We start from the raw sequence: 15,135 nt of genomic DNA on the forward strand, positions 1-15,135 counted from the left end.
CACTAAAATTGATTGTAAATTACAATTTGTTAGCAGCCTTACTATCCTGATATTTTAACCAGATCCTGATGAATTCCACCAATTATACTGTACCGTCACAAACACGTATCGGACATGTTCATCTGAAAGTTTCAAACCTTGAAAAAGCACTTGATTTTTACTGTGGCTTACTGGGGTTTGAGCTGACAACGCGTTACGGAGATCAGGCCGCTTTTATTTCGGCTGGCGGATACCATCACCATATTGGCCTGAATACCTGGTACAGTAAAGGTTTTCCGGCCGCAGGACGGGAAGGCGTCGGACTTTTTCATACAGCCATTTTATATCCGACCAGAAAAGATCTTGCTCAGATTTATAAACGTTTAATCGATGCACATTATCCGCTCAGCGGGGCAAGTGACCACGGGGTTTCGGAAGCCCTGTACCTGAATGATCCGGATAATAATGGTGTCGAGCTTTACTGGGACCGGCCTAAGGAATTTTGGCCAATCGCAGCAGATGGTTCTTTGGAAATGTATACACGCATTTTGAATTTGAACGGATTATTAAACGAATTAAATAATTAGTTTTTACCACAATCTAAAATCTCATGTCTGAAAACGATAAACTTGAAAAAATTGTAGAGGCAAGATTAAAACTTAAAGCCCGTTTTGAGGAAAAAATGCTGCAAACTCCATCTGTCTCTGATGAAAAACCGATGGGAACAGGGCCAGTCAACAGGCATGGTATGCCGCAGTTGCCTGTCGGACAGATAAAAACAACTAAATGGCCGGTATTGGATCTGGGTTTCAAGCCTGATATTTCTCTTTTGAATTGGAAATTGACAATTAATGGAGAGGTCGAAACGCCTAAGGAATTGTCTTGGCAAGATTTCATGAATCTGCCTCAGACAAAGGATATTAGTGACTTTCACTGTGTGACAACCTGGTCGCGCATGGACGTCCCCTGGGTTGGCGTACGGTTTTCAGACCTTGCTGCACTGGTTACGCCTAAGACGACTGCCACGCATATCCTTTGTTACGGTTACGATAAATACACCACAAATATTTCCATCGAAGAAGCGCTTAAAGATGATGTGCTGCTCGTGCATACTGCGGACAACAAGCCCCTTGAAAAAGATCACGGTGGCCCTGTGCGCATGATCACACCACAACTTTATGCCTGGAAAGGTGCGAAATGGATTAACAGGATAGAATTTTTAAATAAAAATAAACTGGGTTTTTGGGAACTGCGAGGCTATTCAAATACGGCTTATCCATGGCGCAACGATCGTTACAGCTGATGAAATTAAATATTTTGAGATGTAGGTAAGTATCTGGTATGATATTTGTCATGTAGTGTTAAAACCAAACACAGATAGGCATGTATTTCATATCGTTCCATAATGGAAAACCGACAACCTCCTCCTCTGAGGTTGCTGATCAATTTGGCAAATCTCATAATGATATTTTGAGATCGATCGAAACGCTTCCATGTACAAGAGAATTTAAGACCAATAATTTTATGCCCTCTCCCAATCTTTGGCCCTCGGGTAAACCTGATCCTACGATTCTGATAACTAGGGAAGGTCTTGTATTATTGGTTATGAATTTAAAAAGTCCGGCACCTATTTCTTTCAGAGAAAATGTGGTAGCTAAATTTGACGGAATGGTGTCTATCCTCTGATTTTAATTCAAACAGTCTTTAATAATCTTTGCAATCTTCTATTTCTTTGGTTGCAAAGATAGCACTATTCATGGCGCTACCTTTCCAACAATCCTCTTGTTGCTCTCCTGGCAAAAATACTTGTCTCCACATTTTCAATCCGTTTACCCTGCCAGTAATAATCACTCAAAACAGCTCCTGCTTGTAAAATTATTTTTACTTTACCTGTAACAATATTACATTTGAAGTAACACTCAACGGGAAATATTTTTTGCATGCAAACATCATTTAAGGACAAAGCACTCCGATGGTCATACATTAGTATTTTCATAGGATTGATTTTAATCTTCGCTTCACAATACTTTGCATACAAGAATGTACAGGACCTGTCACTTCACAACCAAGGTGTCAACGTAACCATCGGAATACTCAATCAGACTGCAAATTTTGGCCTGTCGACGAAGGACGCTCAGTCAAACATGAACGAGTTTGTCATTACGGGGAACGAAAAATTACTTGCAGACACCTATACCACAAAAGTTAAACTTTTAAGTATGAGCGACACTTTGTTCAACCTTGTCAAAGGTGACAAAGTTCAGACTGCCAGGGTTAGGGAATTACTGGATATTTCAGGAAAAATTGTGCTGAATTCCCAAAACGTGATAAACGTTTACCGGGCACTGGGAAACCAGAAAGCGTTTGAGTTAATAAAGCAGGGAGAAGGTATAAGACTCAATAAAATGCTGATGGATAAGATCGCAGCTATTGAACAATCTGAAAACAGCCATCTTAATAAGCAGCGTGCACTTATTCAAAAGACCCAGAAAAAAACAACGCTATTCATTGCCGGAACAAGTATTTTCGGATTCTTCCTTACTCTATTTGCAGTAGTATCCTTGCTTTGGAATCAAAAGAAACAGCGGCAGCTGGAACACGAAATTACCCAGAAAGAACAGATCCTAGCCCAATATATAGAAGCAATTCCAGATGGCGTTATGGTTTTGAATACGAACAAAGATATTGTTTTACTGAATCAGTCGGGCAGAGAAATACTTGGGCTGAATGGCAAGTTGGAAACGCTGGCTGAACAAGTAAAAAAGCTGGTATTACTCGATCCTTCAACCTATAACATTCGTTTTACATCTGAAACTTTACCAGTAAGCCGTGCCCTGGAAGGCGAAAAATCAGATGGAAATAAAATTGACCTGATTAAAAACAACGCGCTTTTTCATCTGGAAACCAGCGTCCGCCCGGTTGTTGGACTAGATGGGGAAATCACTAATGCCATCACTGTTTTCAGAGATATTACAGAACGTGCCAATTACGAGGCTACGCTCGAAAAAGCGAGGACTCTGGCCGAAAAATCAGTACTGGTCAAAGATATTTTTCTGTCAAATGTAAGCCACGAAATCAGAACACCGCTAAATGCCATCATTGGTTTTACAAATCTTCTTGAAGAAGAAGTCAGCGAAAACCGAAGCAGCGATTATGTGAGTTATATCAAAATTGCCAGTAGAAATCTTCTCGAATTGATCAATGATATTCTGGACTTTTCAAAAATCGAAGCCGGACAAGTTATTCTTGACAAAACAAATACTTCCATCTCCGAACTGGTCGAATCAGTTTCGGTTATTATTGATCAAAGGGCTAACGAAAAAGGTATTCATTATGAGAAAATCCTTTCTCCAGGCCTGCCGGATATTATTATCACAGACAAGCTCCGGATTACCCAGATCCTGCTGAACGTTTGTGGAAATTCTATAAAATTCACAGAAAAAGGTTCTGTAAAAATCCAGGTAGCTCCGGTATCGCCAATTGTTGATAACCTCCAAACGATTCGGTTTACAATCACAGACAGCGGGATTGGAATTCCTGCTGAAAAAGTTGATAAAATTTTCGAACGTTTCGTCCAAGCTTCCGAAAGCACGACCAGACTTTTCGGTGGTACCGGCCTGGGCCTTAGCATTGTGAAGTCATTGGTTCAGATACTGGGTGGAACAATCAAGGTCGAAAGCCAATTCGGGCAGGGCACAACTTTTATTCTGGATTTCCCTTTTGAGGTTGTGACAGATTATACATTGACAGATAGTGAAGATACTTTCAGCACAGAGCCAGTCAAGATCGGCGATATCCATGTTCTGGCTGCTGAAGATAATCTCTTAAATCAAAAACTTCTGGAAGCTATTTTTGAAAGGCTTTCAATCGATCTTACAATTGTAAATAACGGACAGGAAGCCATTGAGGCGATTGAAAAAAATTCTTACGATCTGGTATTGATGGATATTCAAATGCCAATTATGGATGGTTATACGGCAATCAGGAAAATCAGAAGCTCTATATCACAAACCTTGCCGATAATAACCATGACAGCTCACGCTATGGTTGGAGAAAAGGAAGAATGCCTGAGCATTGGTGCAAACAGTTATATTTCAAAACCATTCCGGGAAAACGAACTGCTGCACACGATTTCCAGTCTGACAGGAAAACAGAATACAAACTTTAATGAAACGAATTCAATTACCCATTACACCGAAGAGTCTATGAACGCCAATATTGTAAACCTTCCCTACTTAAACGAAATTACCGGAGGAGATCCTGATCTTCAGAAGGAGCTTATCTCTCTTTTTGAAAATGAATTGGAGATACAGTCAGTGATGATCCATCAGGCGGAAGGTTCGGGGGATAATGAAAAATTGCGTCAGGTCGTTCATAAATTCAGGTCTTCATTATTCTCTGTTGGCTTGTTGGCAACGGCTGATAAATACAAAAAAATTGAAGGAGAATTAAAAAATAACATTCGCCCGGTAGATTTGAAGGATCAGTTGGCTGCACTGCAGAATGAAGCGGAGCTAGGATTAAATGAGTTGAAGACTATGGAAATAAGTTAGCTAAATTGACTATGTAGCCCGCACATTGCATCCGATCGCTTTGTATGAACAGATTAAAAATATGATACGATTCTGCCAAATCAAGCCAGATACTAATCTGGAAAGTTTATCGGATGATCTTCGACATATAGCGAGTGAGCACTGGAATCCTCACCTGAATGTGATGCAGTATCAGGGTGACTGGAATATTCTTTCGATCATTGCGCCGGGAGGAAAAAATATTGCAGTCCCCGATGCGCTGGGCGGCGAAGATTTTATGGCAACACCATTACTTGACCTTGTTCCGAATATAAAATCGGTTTTGGATTATTTCAAATGCCCGCTGAGGTCCGTCCGCCTGATGAAATTGAAAGCGGGCGCCAAAATTCTAAAACACCGTGACGCCGAGCTGTCCTACGAGCATGGAGAAGCAAGGCTCCATATTCCTTTGCAGACCAACGAAGAGGTACGTTTTATTCTCGACGATGAATTACTTCCAATGCGTACCGGGGAATGTTGGTATATTAATGCAAATCTCTATCACTCGGTAGAAAACAACGGATCAACTGACCGGATTCACCTGGTCATTGATTGCGAAGTTAATGAATGGCTTTCCAATCTGTTCTCCGAGGCTATATTTATCAGCGAACGTACCGAGGCCTTAGATCAAAATCTTCAAAAAGCAATCATTGAATCGCTTTATTTGCAGGGGTCTGAAACCTCAATAATCATGGCAAAAAAAATGGAAGAAGATTTAATCCGGCAATTCCCGCTTTAATTTTCATGAGCCTGTTTCGCGGATATTTTCCAGTTCGGTGAATTTATCGAATGCTTCCTTTAAAAACTCAGGCATTGGCTTTCGTGGTACAATCTCTGCAAAAAGCCTCTCATTGTCCTTTGAATGATACCGTGATCTTTCTTTTACAAGATCTAGAAACTTTTCGTCGTCCGCCAAAGCTACAAGCTTTCTTACAGTCTTAATAATGCTTTCAATCCCCTGATGATAGCTCAGTAGCACCGAAAGACTATCCTCATTTTTGATCTTTTTAAATTCGGAGAAATAATAACTCAAAACCTGTGAAAGGTATGCATCCAAACGGAGACCGGCAACAGATTCTTCGCTCAGATTGAAGAGCCAGGGCTCTAATAATCCGGGGACAGCATGCATTCCGGCATTTTTCTGGTGGGAGTAAAGTACTTCTGCCGGATTTCGGTAAAGCATTAAAAAAGGTACCTCAGGCCATAATTCTCTGAAAAGACGCCAATAGTAAACCGACCAGCTGTCAAGTTTAACGTAAAGTCTCTTCTGCTGCACATTTCGTATTTGTCCATACAATTTTACTGCTGCAACAAGTGCTTCCTTTTTCTTTTCCTGCTGGATCAGACAACTCCGCAGAATTGCATCAAAAAACGGCACCTCGGACAACACAATATGTTCCTCCGATATACTCAGTGACTGAGACAAAAGCGTTGATCCGCACCTTGAAATGTGAAAGATAAAGGAAGTGACAGGAATGTAATCGGCCCGGGAAGCGGCCTCAATCATGGTCTCCAACGATGTTATACATCTGAAACGCCCCCTACCCGGATTTACGGAAAGGCATTTGCTGATAGTTTCATCGAAAAAAGGCTCGGCAAAAGGAATATCGGCCGTATACAGCCAATGTATTTCAACTTCCTGATTGATATTTGTTAATCGATATGGAATGTGATTTTTCAAGGCAGTCATGATGCTTCTTGGCGGGACAGTTTATACCGGGTTCAAAAAACCTGCTATGATCATAAATCAGTTTTCAATGAAATATACTGATCAATCTTCATTAACCGAACCTGGGCAAAAAAAGAAGCCCTCCCTTAGATCGGGAAAGCTTCTTTGAACTACTACTATACCAAATTAACAAACACTTATTATCAGTGAACCGATGACGGATCAATTTTGGTCTTGCCGCTCCTTGTCATCAATACAAAAGGAACACAGAATAAAAATAAACACCCTAAGAACAAAAATACGTCCATGTAGGAAAGTACCGTCGCCTGCTTATAAATACTATATTCAAGCATCTGATATCCACTTTTTAATGCGACGTCAGGACTCATGCCTTTTGCCATGAAGTTTCTCTGCAACCCTTCCACACGTTGCTGAACGACAGGATTGTTTACATCAAGCCTGCTAACAAGATCGCTCCTGTGCTGCATGTTTTGTCTGGCGATGTAAGTTGTAATAACTGCCACACCGAACGAACCGCCCAACTGTCGCATCATTCCGGTAAATGCTGCTCCTTCACCAATTTCACGTCCTTTCAACGTAGATAAAGCCAGCGTCGAAATGGGGACAAACAAAAATCCAAGACCCGCTCCTCTAACAATCAGCATCCAGAAAAAAGCGTCAGACCCTGTGTCGGGAGTCAGAATAAAGTAACCCCATATACTGTAAATGAAGAAAACCACCATTCCACCTGCAACCAGATACTGTTGTTTTACTCCTCGCTGAATAAGCTGCCCGACAATGGGCATACAAAACGCGGTTACCAGTGCGGCCGGTACCATCAGCATACCTGATTGCGTTGCAGTCCAGCCTAAGGTTGCCTGTGTATAAAGTGGAATAACAAATGTTGAACCATATAGACCGAAACCAAGTACAAATGAAAGGACGGTACCAATTAACAGATTACTGTTTTTTAAAACCCTGAGGGCCACAATCGGGCTTTTGTAAGTTAATTCGCGCCAGATAAAGAAGAAAAATCCAAGTACGGCAGCAACGGAACAAATGACAATCATTTCATCATTAAACCAGTCGTCTTCCTGTCCTTTTTCCAAAACATATTGTAACGAACCAACTGCAAGAGCCAATAGCGCAATTCCCCACCAGTCAATTTCACTTGCTGATTTTTTCTCGGAATATTTAGGGCTGCGGATAAATTGCAGCGTCAACAGAGCCGCAATCGCTCCCAGCGGAAGGTTAATATAAAATATATAAGGCCAGCTGAAATTATCGACGATATATCCACCAAGCGGAGGTCCCAACGTTGGGCCTACAATTACACCTAAACCGTAAATGGCCTGCGCCATACCGCGTTTTTCCGGTGGGTAACTTTCTGTGATCAGTGTTTGCGCAGTAACCAAGAGCGCACCGCCACCAAAACCCTGAATCAGACGAAAGAAAACAAGTTCCCAGATATTATCCGAGTTTCCGCAGCAAAAAGAGGCAACAGTAAAAATAATAATAGAGGCAGCAAAATAATTACGGCGGCCAAATTGCTGCGAAAGCCAGCTTGTCATCGGAACGATAATTACGTTACCAATGGCATATGCCGTTATTACCCAGCTAACTTCGGAAAGTGTTCCTCCCAAATTCCCCCGCATATCGTTCAAGGCTACGTTCACGATCGTCGTATCGACAATTTCCAGAAGCGCACACATAACGGCCGTGATTGTAATAATTACCCTTCGAAAGCCGTACTCTACCAGGGATGGTTGTAATTCCATATGCTAATAATTTTATTGATGATAAGATTCAGGTGGGTTTGATGGGCAATCCCACCTTCGAAATGCTTACATCTTAATTCAGCTCAACATCAACAAACACATTCATTCCCGGACGAAGACGTTGGATAAATTCATCTTTCACTTCTTTGAATTCGATACGAACCGGAAGACGCTGTACAACTTTCACAAAGTTTCCACTTGCGTTATCAGGAGGCAAAAGCGCAAATCGGGCACCTGTTGCAGGAGAGAACGAAGCAACTTTCGCGTCAAAAACATGGTCCGGATATGCGTCAATGTGGACCTTAACTTCTTGTCCCAGTTTCATTTTTGTCAGCTGAGTTTCTTTAAAATTTGCCACAACCCAAGGCTGAGTGTTTGCAATAATGCTGAACAGAGACTGACCTGCCTGCAGATACTGGCCTAATTGCGCGTTCACTTTGGATACGTGACCATCCGTTGGTGCGGTGATAATTGTATATGATAGATTCAATTTCGCATTATCAATATCGGCCTGACGAGCCTTAATTGTAGCATTTACTACGCCTGTCTGACGTGAGGTAGCTGCTGTCTGAGAAGTTGCCGCTTTTGCCTGACGCTGAGCTGCATTTTTTTGAGAAATTAGTACCTGCAACTGGCGTTCAGCAGTTTGTTTGGTAGCTAATGCCTGTTCGTATTCCTGTTGCGTAATGGAGTGATCTTTGATCAGATTTTCATATCTGGCAAAATCCTGATTTGCTCTCCATACACTCACTTTTGCTTGTTCTATTTGTGCTTCAGCAACTTCTACGTTAGCCACATACGTACTTCCCGTTGCAACCGAAGCGGTTGTTGTAGCATTGGCAACAACCAGATTTCCCTGAGAAGCATACAAATTAGCTTCTGCCTGTTCCAATTTGATAATCTGATCGCGGTTATCAAGAACAATAAGTGTGTCGCCTTTATGAACCAGCTGATTATCTTTTACTTTAATTTCTGTGATGTAACCCGAGATACGCGGAATCACAGGGCTGATGTTTGCATCGATCTGAGCATCATCCGTTTCTTCATGGTGCAATCCGTGGTTATATTTTGTATATCCCCAGGTTCCTCCAACGATCACAAGAACGGCCAGGATGATAACGAATGTGTAACTTTTCTTTTTAGGTGCCTCAGTTGCAGCGCCGGTGTTTTGAGTGGTTTCCATAGTCTTTGGAATAAAAAATGTTAAAATGTGCGGGCAAGCGATTATTTCCAGCCGCTGTTTTGAAAATTTGGTTAGTTAATTACGCCGGCAGTTTGTTCAAGCTTTTTGTAAGCAACGATCGCATCCGCCTTGGCAGCAGCATAGTTTATTTTAGACTGAACCTGCGCAACGTCTGCATCCAAAAGTTCAGTGGTAGTCACCAGGCTATTATCATATTTATTTTTTGTGATTCTGTAATTTTCACTCGCCTGCTCAACTGCTTTTTCATACACCTCGATCTTCTTTTTACTTAATACATAGTTGTAGTAAGCAGTATTGATTTCCAGATGAATACGGTCAAGCAAAATTTCTTCATTCGTTTTCATCTGATAAAGCCTTGTTTTTGCCTCTTCAATTTTGGCACCGGTTTTCCATAAAGAAGCAAGATTATAACTTACTCCAATACCTGCGTTAAAAGCATTTGGGACCGTAACAAAACCCGGAATACTTAAAGCAACATACCCGCCGCTTAAAGAAACGTTTGGATAAAAGTCAGCCTTTGCAACCCGGATATTAGATCCTGCTGCTTTCTGGCGAATCGCAATCGCAGCCATATCTTTACGGTGGGTCAAGGCAGTCTGTTCCCAGTCCATTGCATTTCCTGCCTCCTTTGTAACTTCAAAGCTGCTCGAATCCGCCATGATCGCAGTTCCTTCCGGCAATCCTAATAGCAGGTTCATATTAATCGTCGTGATTTTCAAGTCATTTTCTGCTTCCATCAAAGCAAGCTGAACGTTTGACTCTTGCAAAGTTGCCTTAAGCAAATCGTTACGTGCGATAATTCCATTTTTCTCGCGGTTTGTGAATTCCGTAACTCGCTCATGCTCGCGGACCAGGTTTTCAGCAACCAGATCAACCGATCGTTTTGCCTTATATAAGTTACCGTAGGCCATAATCGCATTCTGAATAATCGCTTGACGATCGCCTTCTGCATCAAGTCTTGAAGCTTCCTGTAAAAATCTAGCGGATTCTAAACTGTATTTATAACGAAAACCAGAAAACAAAGGAACAGACGCACTTGCCATCCCATACATTACCTGGTTAACGTGAAGTGAACTCATGCCGGAAGAATCGCCTGAACTCTCACCTCCCGATTTCAAGTTAATATTCGGTGTGTTCAATCTCAGATATGACGCCGAAACCCCAAAGCTTGGTAACTGATTATCTTTAATCTGGCGGATATTAAGTCCCGCCATATCAACGTTGGACTGGCTCAATTTCAATTGTTTACTATTTTTCAGACTAAGCTCAACGGCTTCTTCCAGCGTAATCTGGCGTGGTGTCTGTGCGAATGAATGAGAAGTTGCGGCCATCACTAAAATTGCGATTGCTGCAAAGGCCATTCTTTTACTACTCGATGGTTTCATATGCTACTGTTGCTTTGAAGATACTCTTTAAGTGTTTGCTCAATTTAAGTTTCAGGTCCTTTTCAAATTCTTCCTGAGTAAGGTGTTCGAGATTATTTATTTTTTTAAAAAAAGATTGCGTGGTGATAATTTGATTAACAGTCCCATAAAGCGTAGCAGATAGCAGAGAGACATTTACATCTTCACGAAAATCTCCTTTTTTCTGCCCCTCCTTTATAATCGTTTCCAGACCTTCCCAATTTTTAAATTTCAATTCAAAAATCAGATCAGAAATTACCTGGGTTCTGTCTTCTCCGGAAAGCTGCTCACGTAACATTATATTGTGAAAGCACTGGTTGCCCATTAACCGGTCGATCGCTCCATCGATAAGGATAAAAATTTTCTGTAAAGGTGTTAAATCAGCATTTGCTATAATGGTTTCCAGCCGCGTCACCGACTCCACGCTTCTTACTTCAAAAAGCGCTTCGATCAACTTTTCCTTCGATCCGAAATAGTATGAAATCATCGAGACATTTATATCTGCTTCATGAGCAATATCGCGTATGGATGTTCCCGAAAAGCCTTTACCAGCAAAAAGCCTTTCCGCCACCTGTATGATCTGTAATTGTTTTGCGTTGTATTCCATTTTATTGACCATCAGCATATTGGTGAGTTTAATTCAGTTCTGTGCCGATTGATGCTACAAATGTAATAGATGAAAAATACTAAATCAAACGTTTGTTTGATTTTTCTAAACAAACGTTTGATTTATTCAAGACACCATAAGAATAGTACCATTAAAATTATTTTAATGTCGCATCAAGATTAAAATCTGACTAGTAATTCAATTTTAAATGGGTTCCCATTTCATGCAGCGTAAGCGCTGGTGATAGTAATCGAGCCTTAGGATTTTTCTTTCGCGGCTTGACTTTGGGAAATGGAAACCGCCCGCAATAACCTAAAACCTTAAAGTTTACTTTAAAATCTTTTGACAGCATACGTCCGAGCAATCGCAGAAGATTGCATTATTTTACACGATTCGGGTTTTCTGTCACAAACGCACCCCAGCCGCCCTTTTTAGATTTCTTAGCACCGGTTGATGCAATTGCTGCCGGAGAATTTGCATGATAGTGATGACAGATCGCGATGGCGATTCCATCGGTGGCGTCCATGAATTCTTTACTGAGCTCCATTTTAAGTATTTTTTCAAGCATAAATGCTACCTGCTCTTTTGAGGCCGCCCCGCTTCCGGTTACCGACTGTTTTACTTTTTTAGGAGAATACTCAACAATCGGAATATCCCGCGCAAGCGCTGCTGCCATCGCAACACCCTGCGCCCGACCGAGTTTAAGCATGGATTGCGGATTCTTCCCATAAAAAGGATCTTCAATTGCCATCTCGTCGGGCAGGTAATCGTCGATCAGCTGCGAGATTCGCTCAAAGATTTTCTTCAACTTCAACTCATGGGTAGTATATTTGCTGAGATGAATTACACCATACTGAATCAAAGTAATGTGCTGTCCTTTGACCGATATCACACCATAACCCATCACCTGTGTGCCGGGGTCAACTCCTATAATCACTTTTTCGGTAGCTTCAGCTTGCTGCATTTTTATCATGGTGCAAGATAGTCAACTGCAAGCTTCAAAAGAAAAAAGAGCCTGGCGAAAGCTTTTCTGGGTGGCTAAACTTATTGTCACCCTTTTGATTTTAAGCTACATATATAAAACATTTCAAAACGAACAGAAAGGTATTGGAGATATAGGTTCGGTTTATAACAGAATTCTCCATGAAAATCACTCTATTACTTTATTAATAATGCTGTTGCTTGTTCCCGCCAATTGGGCGCTGGAAAGTTGCAAGTGGCAGCGACTTGCTAGCAAAGCTGTTTCCATCACTTTCCGGGAGGCTTTCAGAGGAACTTTGACTGGCCTCGCTATTGGCGTAGCGGCGCCGGCGCAACTCGGAGATACGGTCGGAAGAGTGGCTGCCTTAAAATCAGACGATCGTTTGAAAGCCATAGGTGCCGCGGTCGTTTCTAATGGAATTCAATTTTATGTCTCACTGATTTTCGGCGGTTGGGGACTTGCCTGGATCGGCAACAAATTAGGACTTGCTTCCTCCGGTAGAACAGGATTATATGCGCTGCTTGTTTTTCTTTTAATCCTGGGTTTTCTAGTTGTGCAATTCCGAAAGCGTCTTACAAACTGGAAACCTCAAAAGCCTGTTCTCTTCAAGACACTTTCCTATTTCAGCATCATCGGCTCCTACACAGGCATTGATTTACTGGTAGCAACTACTTTTGGGACATTACGTTATCTTGTTTTTCTGACACAATTTCTTCTTGCTTTATCCCTATTCAATTTCGCTATACCTGCGCTGGACCTGGCAGCCTGTGTGGCGCTAATCTTTCTTGCCAAAACATTGATTCCGGCTATCAACGTTTTGGGTGATCTGGGATTGAGGGAATTTACTGCGCTTTTCGTTTTTAAACAATATAATCTTCCAGCCGAACAAGTCATTGCTGCTACATTTCTGGTCTGGATCATTAACGTGCTGGGACCTATCCTGATCGGAATTTTTTTGATATGGAAATACAAATGGAAAGGCCTAAAATAATTGTTAAACTATGATACAACAATACGTCACTTTCTGGCTTATACCTCTTTTATGGATTCTGATCATAAGTTATTCGGTGTTCACATTCATTTTATATGTACTATGGAAACGTATTCCTTCCAGTCATCAACGCGGCAGCTCCGAATCAGATTTCATTTCTGTTATAATTCCTGTGCGAAATGAGGCGAGTAATATTCTGAATTTATTGCAGGATCTAAGTGCTCAGACCTTTCCTTTTTCCAGATTTGAAGTGTTCGTCATGAACGATGGGTCCACAGATGATACCGTAAAAATTGTAAAAAAATTTAATGAGAAAACTGTTTGTTCCATCCATCTCATTACCTTGCCGGATACCCCTACAAGTTCCCCTAAAAAACGGGCCATAGAAACGGCTATGGCATTGGCAAAGGGAAATTTGATCGTTACCACCGATGGTGATTGCCGTGCTAAACCAGGCTGGCTCGAAGCCGTTGCCAGTTGTTATGCTGCTACCGGTGCCAAGCTAATCAGTGGCCCTGTCACTTTTAACCACGAAACTTCGGTTACTGATTATCTGCAAACCGTAGAATTTTCCAGTCTGATCGGCAGCGGTGCGAGTGCGATCGCCGCCGGTTTTCCCTCTCTGTGCAATGGAGCAAATCTTGCCTATGAAAAATCCGCGTTTTTTGCGGTAGACGGTTATGATGGTGTAAGACACATTGCTTCCGGCGATGATGAATTTTTAATGCATAAAATTTCCGCAAAATTCCCTGGCAGCATTAGCTTTTTAAAGAATCCCAAAGCGGTTATTTCAACAGAGCCACATAAGGATTGGTCGCTATTTTTCAAACAGAGAAAACGCTGGGCAAGTAAATGGAAACACTATCAGAGCAAAACGCCGCTGGTTTTAGCATTATATATATTCGCCTGCAACCTTTCAGTTATCCTTATGAGTATTTTATGGCTATATGGATACCTGACGGATAGTGCTTTTCTAGTACTTCTTCTTTTGAAATGTGCCCCCGAATGGTTATTTCTTGGTACAATTCTACACTTTCTCAGAAAAACTGTTTCAATATTCTTCATTCCACTAACGCAAATTTTCTATCCATTCTATGTATGTTTTTTTGGTTTAGTTGCACAAAAACCAGAATATGAATGGAAAGGCCGTAAACTGGTCTGAAATAGGTACAGAAATGCCATCGCTTAATCGAATTTGGCATGGTTTTCGTAGATATGCAGGTGTGCAGGAACGTAAGGGAATGGTAACACCCGGTTGCTGCTTAATTAACCATATTGAAGTAATCATGAAGAGTCTTTTATCTATCTCATTACGCTGTCTGAACGCGCTGCTCTGGTCTCTAGGTTTGTCTTCAGTCGTTTTAGTTTTGATGTTAGGATTTTACCTATGCTGGACAATGCCCTTAACAAAGGATGAACCAGCGAACCTGGCCGACAAGCCGCAAAAAGCCAAAATAGAGACGAAAGCTGTGGTAGTCACGCTGGATAATAACTCTGTTTTCGCGGATCGGTAATTATTTAAATCCAACTTTTCATAAAAGTAGCCAGCAATTCAATCCTGGCACCACACCTGGTTAATACTACAAAATAAGCTTTCTGTATTTCCAAATCGTTAATTTCTACAAAATTGGTAGAACTTTATCGGAATAACCTTGACATTCATTAGACGAATCTGTAAGTTTAGTTATCTAAATAACTCAACCTTAACGTCTGCATGTTATGAGCGAGAACCCACTAATTCCACAATCAGATCTTACTGGCCAAAATCCTAATTTAGCCGTTAAGAACGGCAAGACGTATGTCTGGAAACCAAAGAACGACATCCGTATCAGCGAGCTTGCGCGGTGCATCACCTTTGTTACACATCCGATTTGTCATGATCTTTCATTAATCGATTCGGATTGTTTAAGACATTTTGAAGTAATAGAGTCCTGAGTCCTTTTCAGAAGAT

At 41.4% G+C, this 15,135-nt stretch carries 15 protein-coding genes; 8 read left to right on the forward strand and 7 right to left on the reverse strand.

Annotated elements, in window-relative coordinates; translation table 11 throughout:
• Nucleotides 1–68 precede the first annotated feature (68 nt).
• The 3 genes from BMY70_RS03065 (at nt 69) to BMY70_RS03075 (ending at nt 1,665) form a co-directional block, all read left to right on the forward strand.
• Nucleotides 69–566: a VOC family protein gene (locus tag BMY70_RS03065; protein ID WP_090331815.1), complete on the forward strand. Its 498-nt coding sequence runs from the start codon at nt 69–71 to the stop codon at nt 564–566.
• Between the two features lie 23 nt (nt 567–589).
• Complete coding sequence (locus BMY70_RS03070) at nt 590–1,282, forward strand: molybdopterin-dependent oxidoreductase (RefSeq protein WP_090331817.1); 693 nt, start codon at nt 590–592, stop codon at nt 1,280–1,282.
• 80 nt (nt 1,283–1,362) lie between these two features.
• On the forward strand, nt 1,363–1,665 hold the full coding sequence (locus BMY70_RS03075; RefSeq protein ID WP_090331819.1) for a Rha family transcriptional regulator: 303 nt from the start codon (nt 1,363–1,365) through the stop codon (nt 1,663–1,665).
• A 76-nt stretch (nt 1,666–1,741) separates the two neighbouring features.
• Here the strand turns inward: BMY70_RS03075 and BMY70_RS03080 are convergent, their stop codons facing one another.
• Complete coding sequence (locus tag BMY70_RS03080; protein ID WP_090331821.1) at nt 1,742–1,921, reverse strand: hypothetical protein; 180 nt, start codon at nt 1,919–1,921, stop codon at nt 1,742–1,744.
• Between BMY70_RS03080 and BMY70_RS03085 the strand changes: the two genes are divergently transcribed.
• Together BMY70_RS03085 and BMY70_RS03090 are read left to right on the forward strand one after the other, a co-directional pair.
• The gene (locus tag BMY70_RS03085) at nt 1,920–4,532 is read left to right on the forward strand and encodes an ATP-binding protein (RefSeq protein WP_090331823.1); all 2,613 of its coding nucleotides are present in this window, start codon (nt 1,920–1,922) and stop codon (nt 4,530–4,532) included. The genes BMY70_RS03080 and BMY70_RS03085 overlap by 2 nt on opposite strands.
• Nucleotides 4,533–4,593: 61 nt before the next feature.
• On the forward strand, nt 4,594–5,289 hold the full coding sequence (locus BMY70_RS03090) for an aspartyl/asparaginyl beta-hydroxylase domain-containing protein (protein ID WP_090331825.1): 696 nt from the start codon (nt 4,594–4,596) through the stop codon (nt 5,287–5,289).
• Between the two features lie 3 nt (nt 5,290–5,292).
• Here the strand turns inward: BMY70_RS03090 and BMY70_RS03095 are convergent, their stop codons facing one another.
• From BMY70_RS03095 to ruvC, 6 genes are all read right to left on the reverse strand, one after another.
• Nucleotides 5,293–6,240, reverse strand: coding sequence for a hypothetical protein (locus tag BMY70_RS03095; protein WP_090331827.1), 948 nt, complete (start codon nt 6,238–6,240; stop codon nt 5,293–5,295).
• Nucleotides 6,241–6,422: 182 nt separating this feature from the next.
• Nucleotides 6,423–7,997, reverse strand: coding sequence for a DHA2 family efflux MFS transporter permease subunit (locus tag BMY70_RS03100; RefSeq protein ID WP_090331829.1), 1,575 nt, complete (start codon nt 7,995–7,997; stop codon nt 6,423–6,425).
• Nucleotides 7,998–8,070: 73 nt separating this feature from the next.
• Complete coding sequence (locus BMY70_RS03105; RefSeq protein ID WP_090331831.1) at nt 8,071–9,180, reverse strand: HlyD family secretion protein; 1,110 nt, start codon at nt 9,178–9,180, stop codon at nt 8,071–8,073.
• Between the two features lie 71 nt (nt 9,181–9,251).
• On the reverse strand, nt 9,252–10,586 hold the full coding sequence (locus tag BMY70_RS03110; protein WP_090331833.1) for a TolC family protein: 1,335 nt from the start codon (nt 10,584–10,586) through the stop codon (nt 9,252–9,254).
• Nucleotides 10,570–11,223, reverse strand: coding sequence for a TetR/AcrR family transcriptional regulator (locus BMY70_RS03115; protein ID WP_229209452.1), 654 nt, complete (start codon nt 11,221–11,223; stop codon nt 10,570–10,572). The genes BMY70_RS03110 and BMY70_RS03115 overlap by 17 nt, the downstream gene beginning before the upstream one ends.
• A gap of 367 nt (nt 11,224–11,590) precedes the next feature.
• Nucleotides 11,591–12,175: a crossover junction endodeoxyribonuclease RuvC gene (gene ruvC, locus BMY70_RS03120; RefSeq protein WP_090332635.1), complete on the reverse strand. Its 585-nt coding sequence runs from the start codon at nt 12,173–12,175 to the stop codon at nt 11,591–11,593.
• Nucleotides 12,176–12,182: 7 nt separating this feature from the next.
• Here ruvC and BMY70_RS03125 point away from each other — a divergent pair, with 7 nt between their 5' ends.
• The 3 genes from BMY70_RS03125 to BMY70_RS30615 all read left to right on the forward strand — a co-directional run bounded on the left by BMY70_RS03125 (nt 12,183) and on the right by BMY70_RS30615 (nt 14,698).
• Nucleotides 12,183–13,184: a lysylphosphatidylglycerol synthase transmembrane domain-containing protein gene (locus BMY70_RS03125; RefSeq protein ID WP_090331835.1), complete on the forward strand. Its 1,002-nt coding sequence runs from the start codon at nt 12,183–12,185 to the stop codon at nt 13,182–13,184.
• Between the two features lie 10 nt (nt 13,185–13,194).
• The gene (locus tag BMY70_RS03130) at nt 13,195–14,346 is read left to right on the forward strand and encodes a glycosyltransferase (RefSeq protein ID WP_090331838.1); all 1,152 of its coding nucleotides are present in this window, start codon (nt 13,195–13,197) and stop codon (nt 14,344–14,346) included.
• Nucleotides 14,347–14,470: 124 nt separating this feature from the next.
• A complete protein-coding gene (locus tag BMY70_RS30615) occupies nt 14,471–14,698 on the forward strand; it encodes a hypothetical protein (protein ID WP_143072040.1) in 228 nt (75 codons plus the stop codon).
• The last annotated feature ends 437 nt before the right edge of the window (nt 14,699–15,135 follow it).

Origin of the sequence: Dyadobacter koreensis (assembly GCF_900108855.1) — a bacterium.
In the GTDB taxonomy this organism is placed as follows: domain Bacteria; phylum Bacteroidota; class Bacteroidia; order Cytophagales; family Spirosomataceae; genus Dyadobacter; species Dyadobacter koreensis.

Bases quoted from the DNA above. Each gene is read 5' to 3' on its own strand.
- BMY70_RS03095 (WP_090331827.1), bottom strand. From the start codon at position 6,240: ATGACTGCCTTGAAAAATCACATTCCATATCGATTAACAAATATCAAT.
- BMY70_RS03115 (WP_229209452.1), bottom strand. From the start codon at position 11,223: ATGGTCAATAAAATGGAATACAACGCAAAACAATTACAGATCATACAG.
- BMY70_RS03130 (WP_090331838.1), top strand. From the start codon at position 13,195: ATGATACAACAATACGTCACTTTCTGGCTTATACCTCTTTTATGGATT.
- BMY70_RS03085 (WP_090331823.1), top strand. From the start codon at position 1,920: ATGCAAACATCATTTAAGGACAAAGCACTCCGATGGTCATACATTAGT.
- ruvC (WP_090332635.1), bottom strand. From the start codon at position 12,175: ATGCAGCAAGCTGAAGCTACCGAAAAAGTGATTATAGGAGTTGACCCC.
- BMY70_RS03090 (WP_090331825.1), top strand. From the start codon at position 4,594: ATGATACGATTCTGCCAAATCAAGCCAGATACTAATCTGGAAAGTTTA.
- BMY70_RS03110 (WP_090331833.1), bottom strand. From the start codon at position 10,586: ATGAAACCATCGAGTAGTAAAAGAATGGCCTTTGCAGCAATCGCAATT.
- BMY70_RS30615 (WP_143072040.1), top strand. From the start codon at position 14,471: ATGAAGAGTCTTTTATCTATCTCATTACGCTGTCTGAACGCGCTGCTC.
- BMY70_RS03075 (WP_090331819.1), top strand. From the start codon at position 1,363: ATGTATTTCATATCGTTCCATAATGGAAAACCGACAACCTCCTCCTCT.
- BMY70_RS03070 (WP_090331817.1), top strand. From the start codon at position 590: ATGTCTGAAAACGATAAACTTGAAAAAATTGTAGAGGCAAGATTAAAA.
- BMY70_RS03105 (WP_090331831.1), bottom strand. From the start codon at position 9,180: ATGGAAACCACTCAAAACACCGGCGCTGCAACTGAGGCACCTAAAAAG.
- BMY70_RS03065 (WP_090331815.1), top strand. From the start codon at position 69: ATGAATTCCACCAATTATACTGTACCGTCACAAACACGTATCGGACAT.
- BMY70_RS03125 (WP_090331835.1), top strand. From the start codon at position 12,183: ATGGTGCAAGATAGTCAACTGCAAGCTTCAAAAGAAAAAAGAGCCTGG.
- BMY70_RS03080 (WP_090331821.1), bottom strand. From the start codon at position 1,921: ATGCAAAAAATATTTCCCGTTGAGTGTTACTTCAAATGTAATATTGTT.
- BMY70_RS03100 (WP_090331829.1), bottom strand. From the start codon at position 7,997: ATGGAATTACAACCATCCCTGGTAGAGTACGGCTTTCGAAGGGTAATT.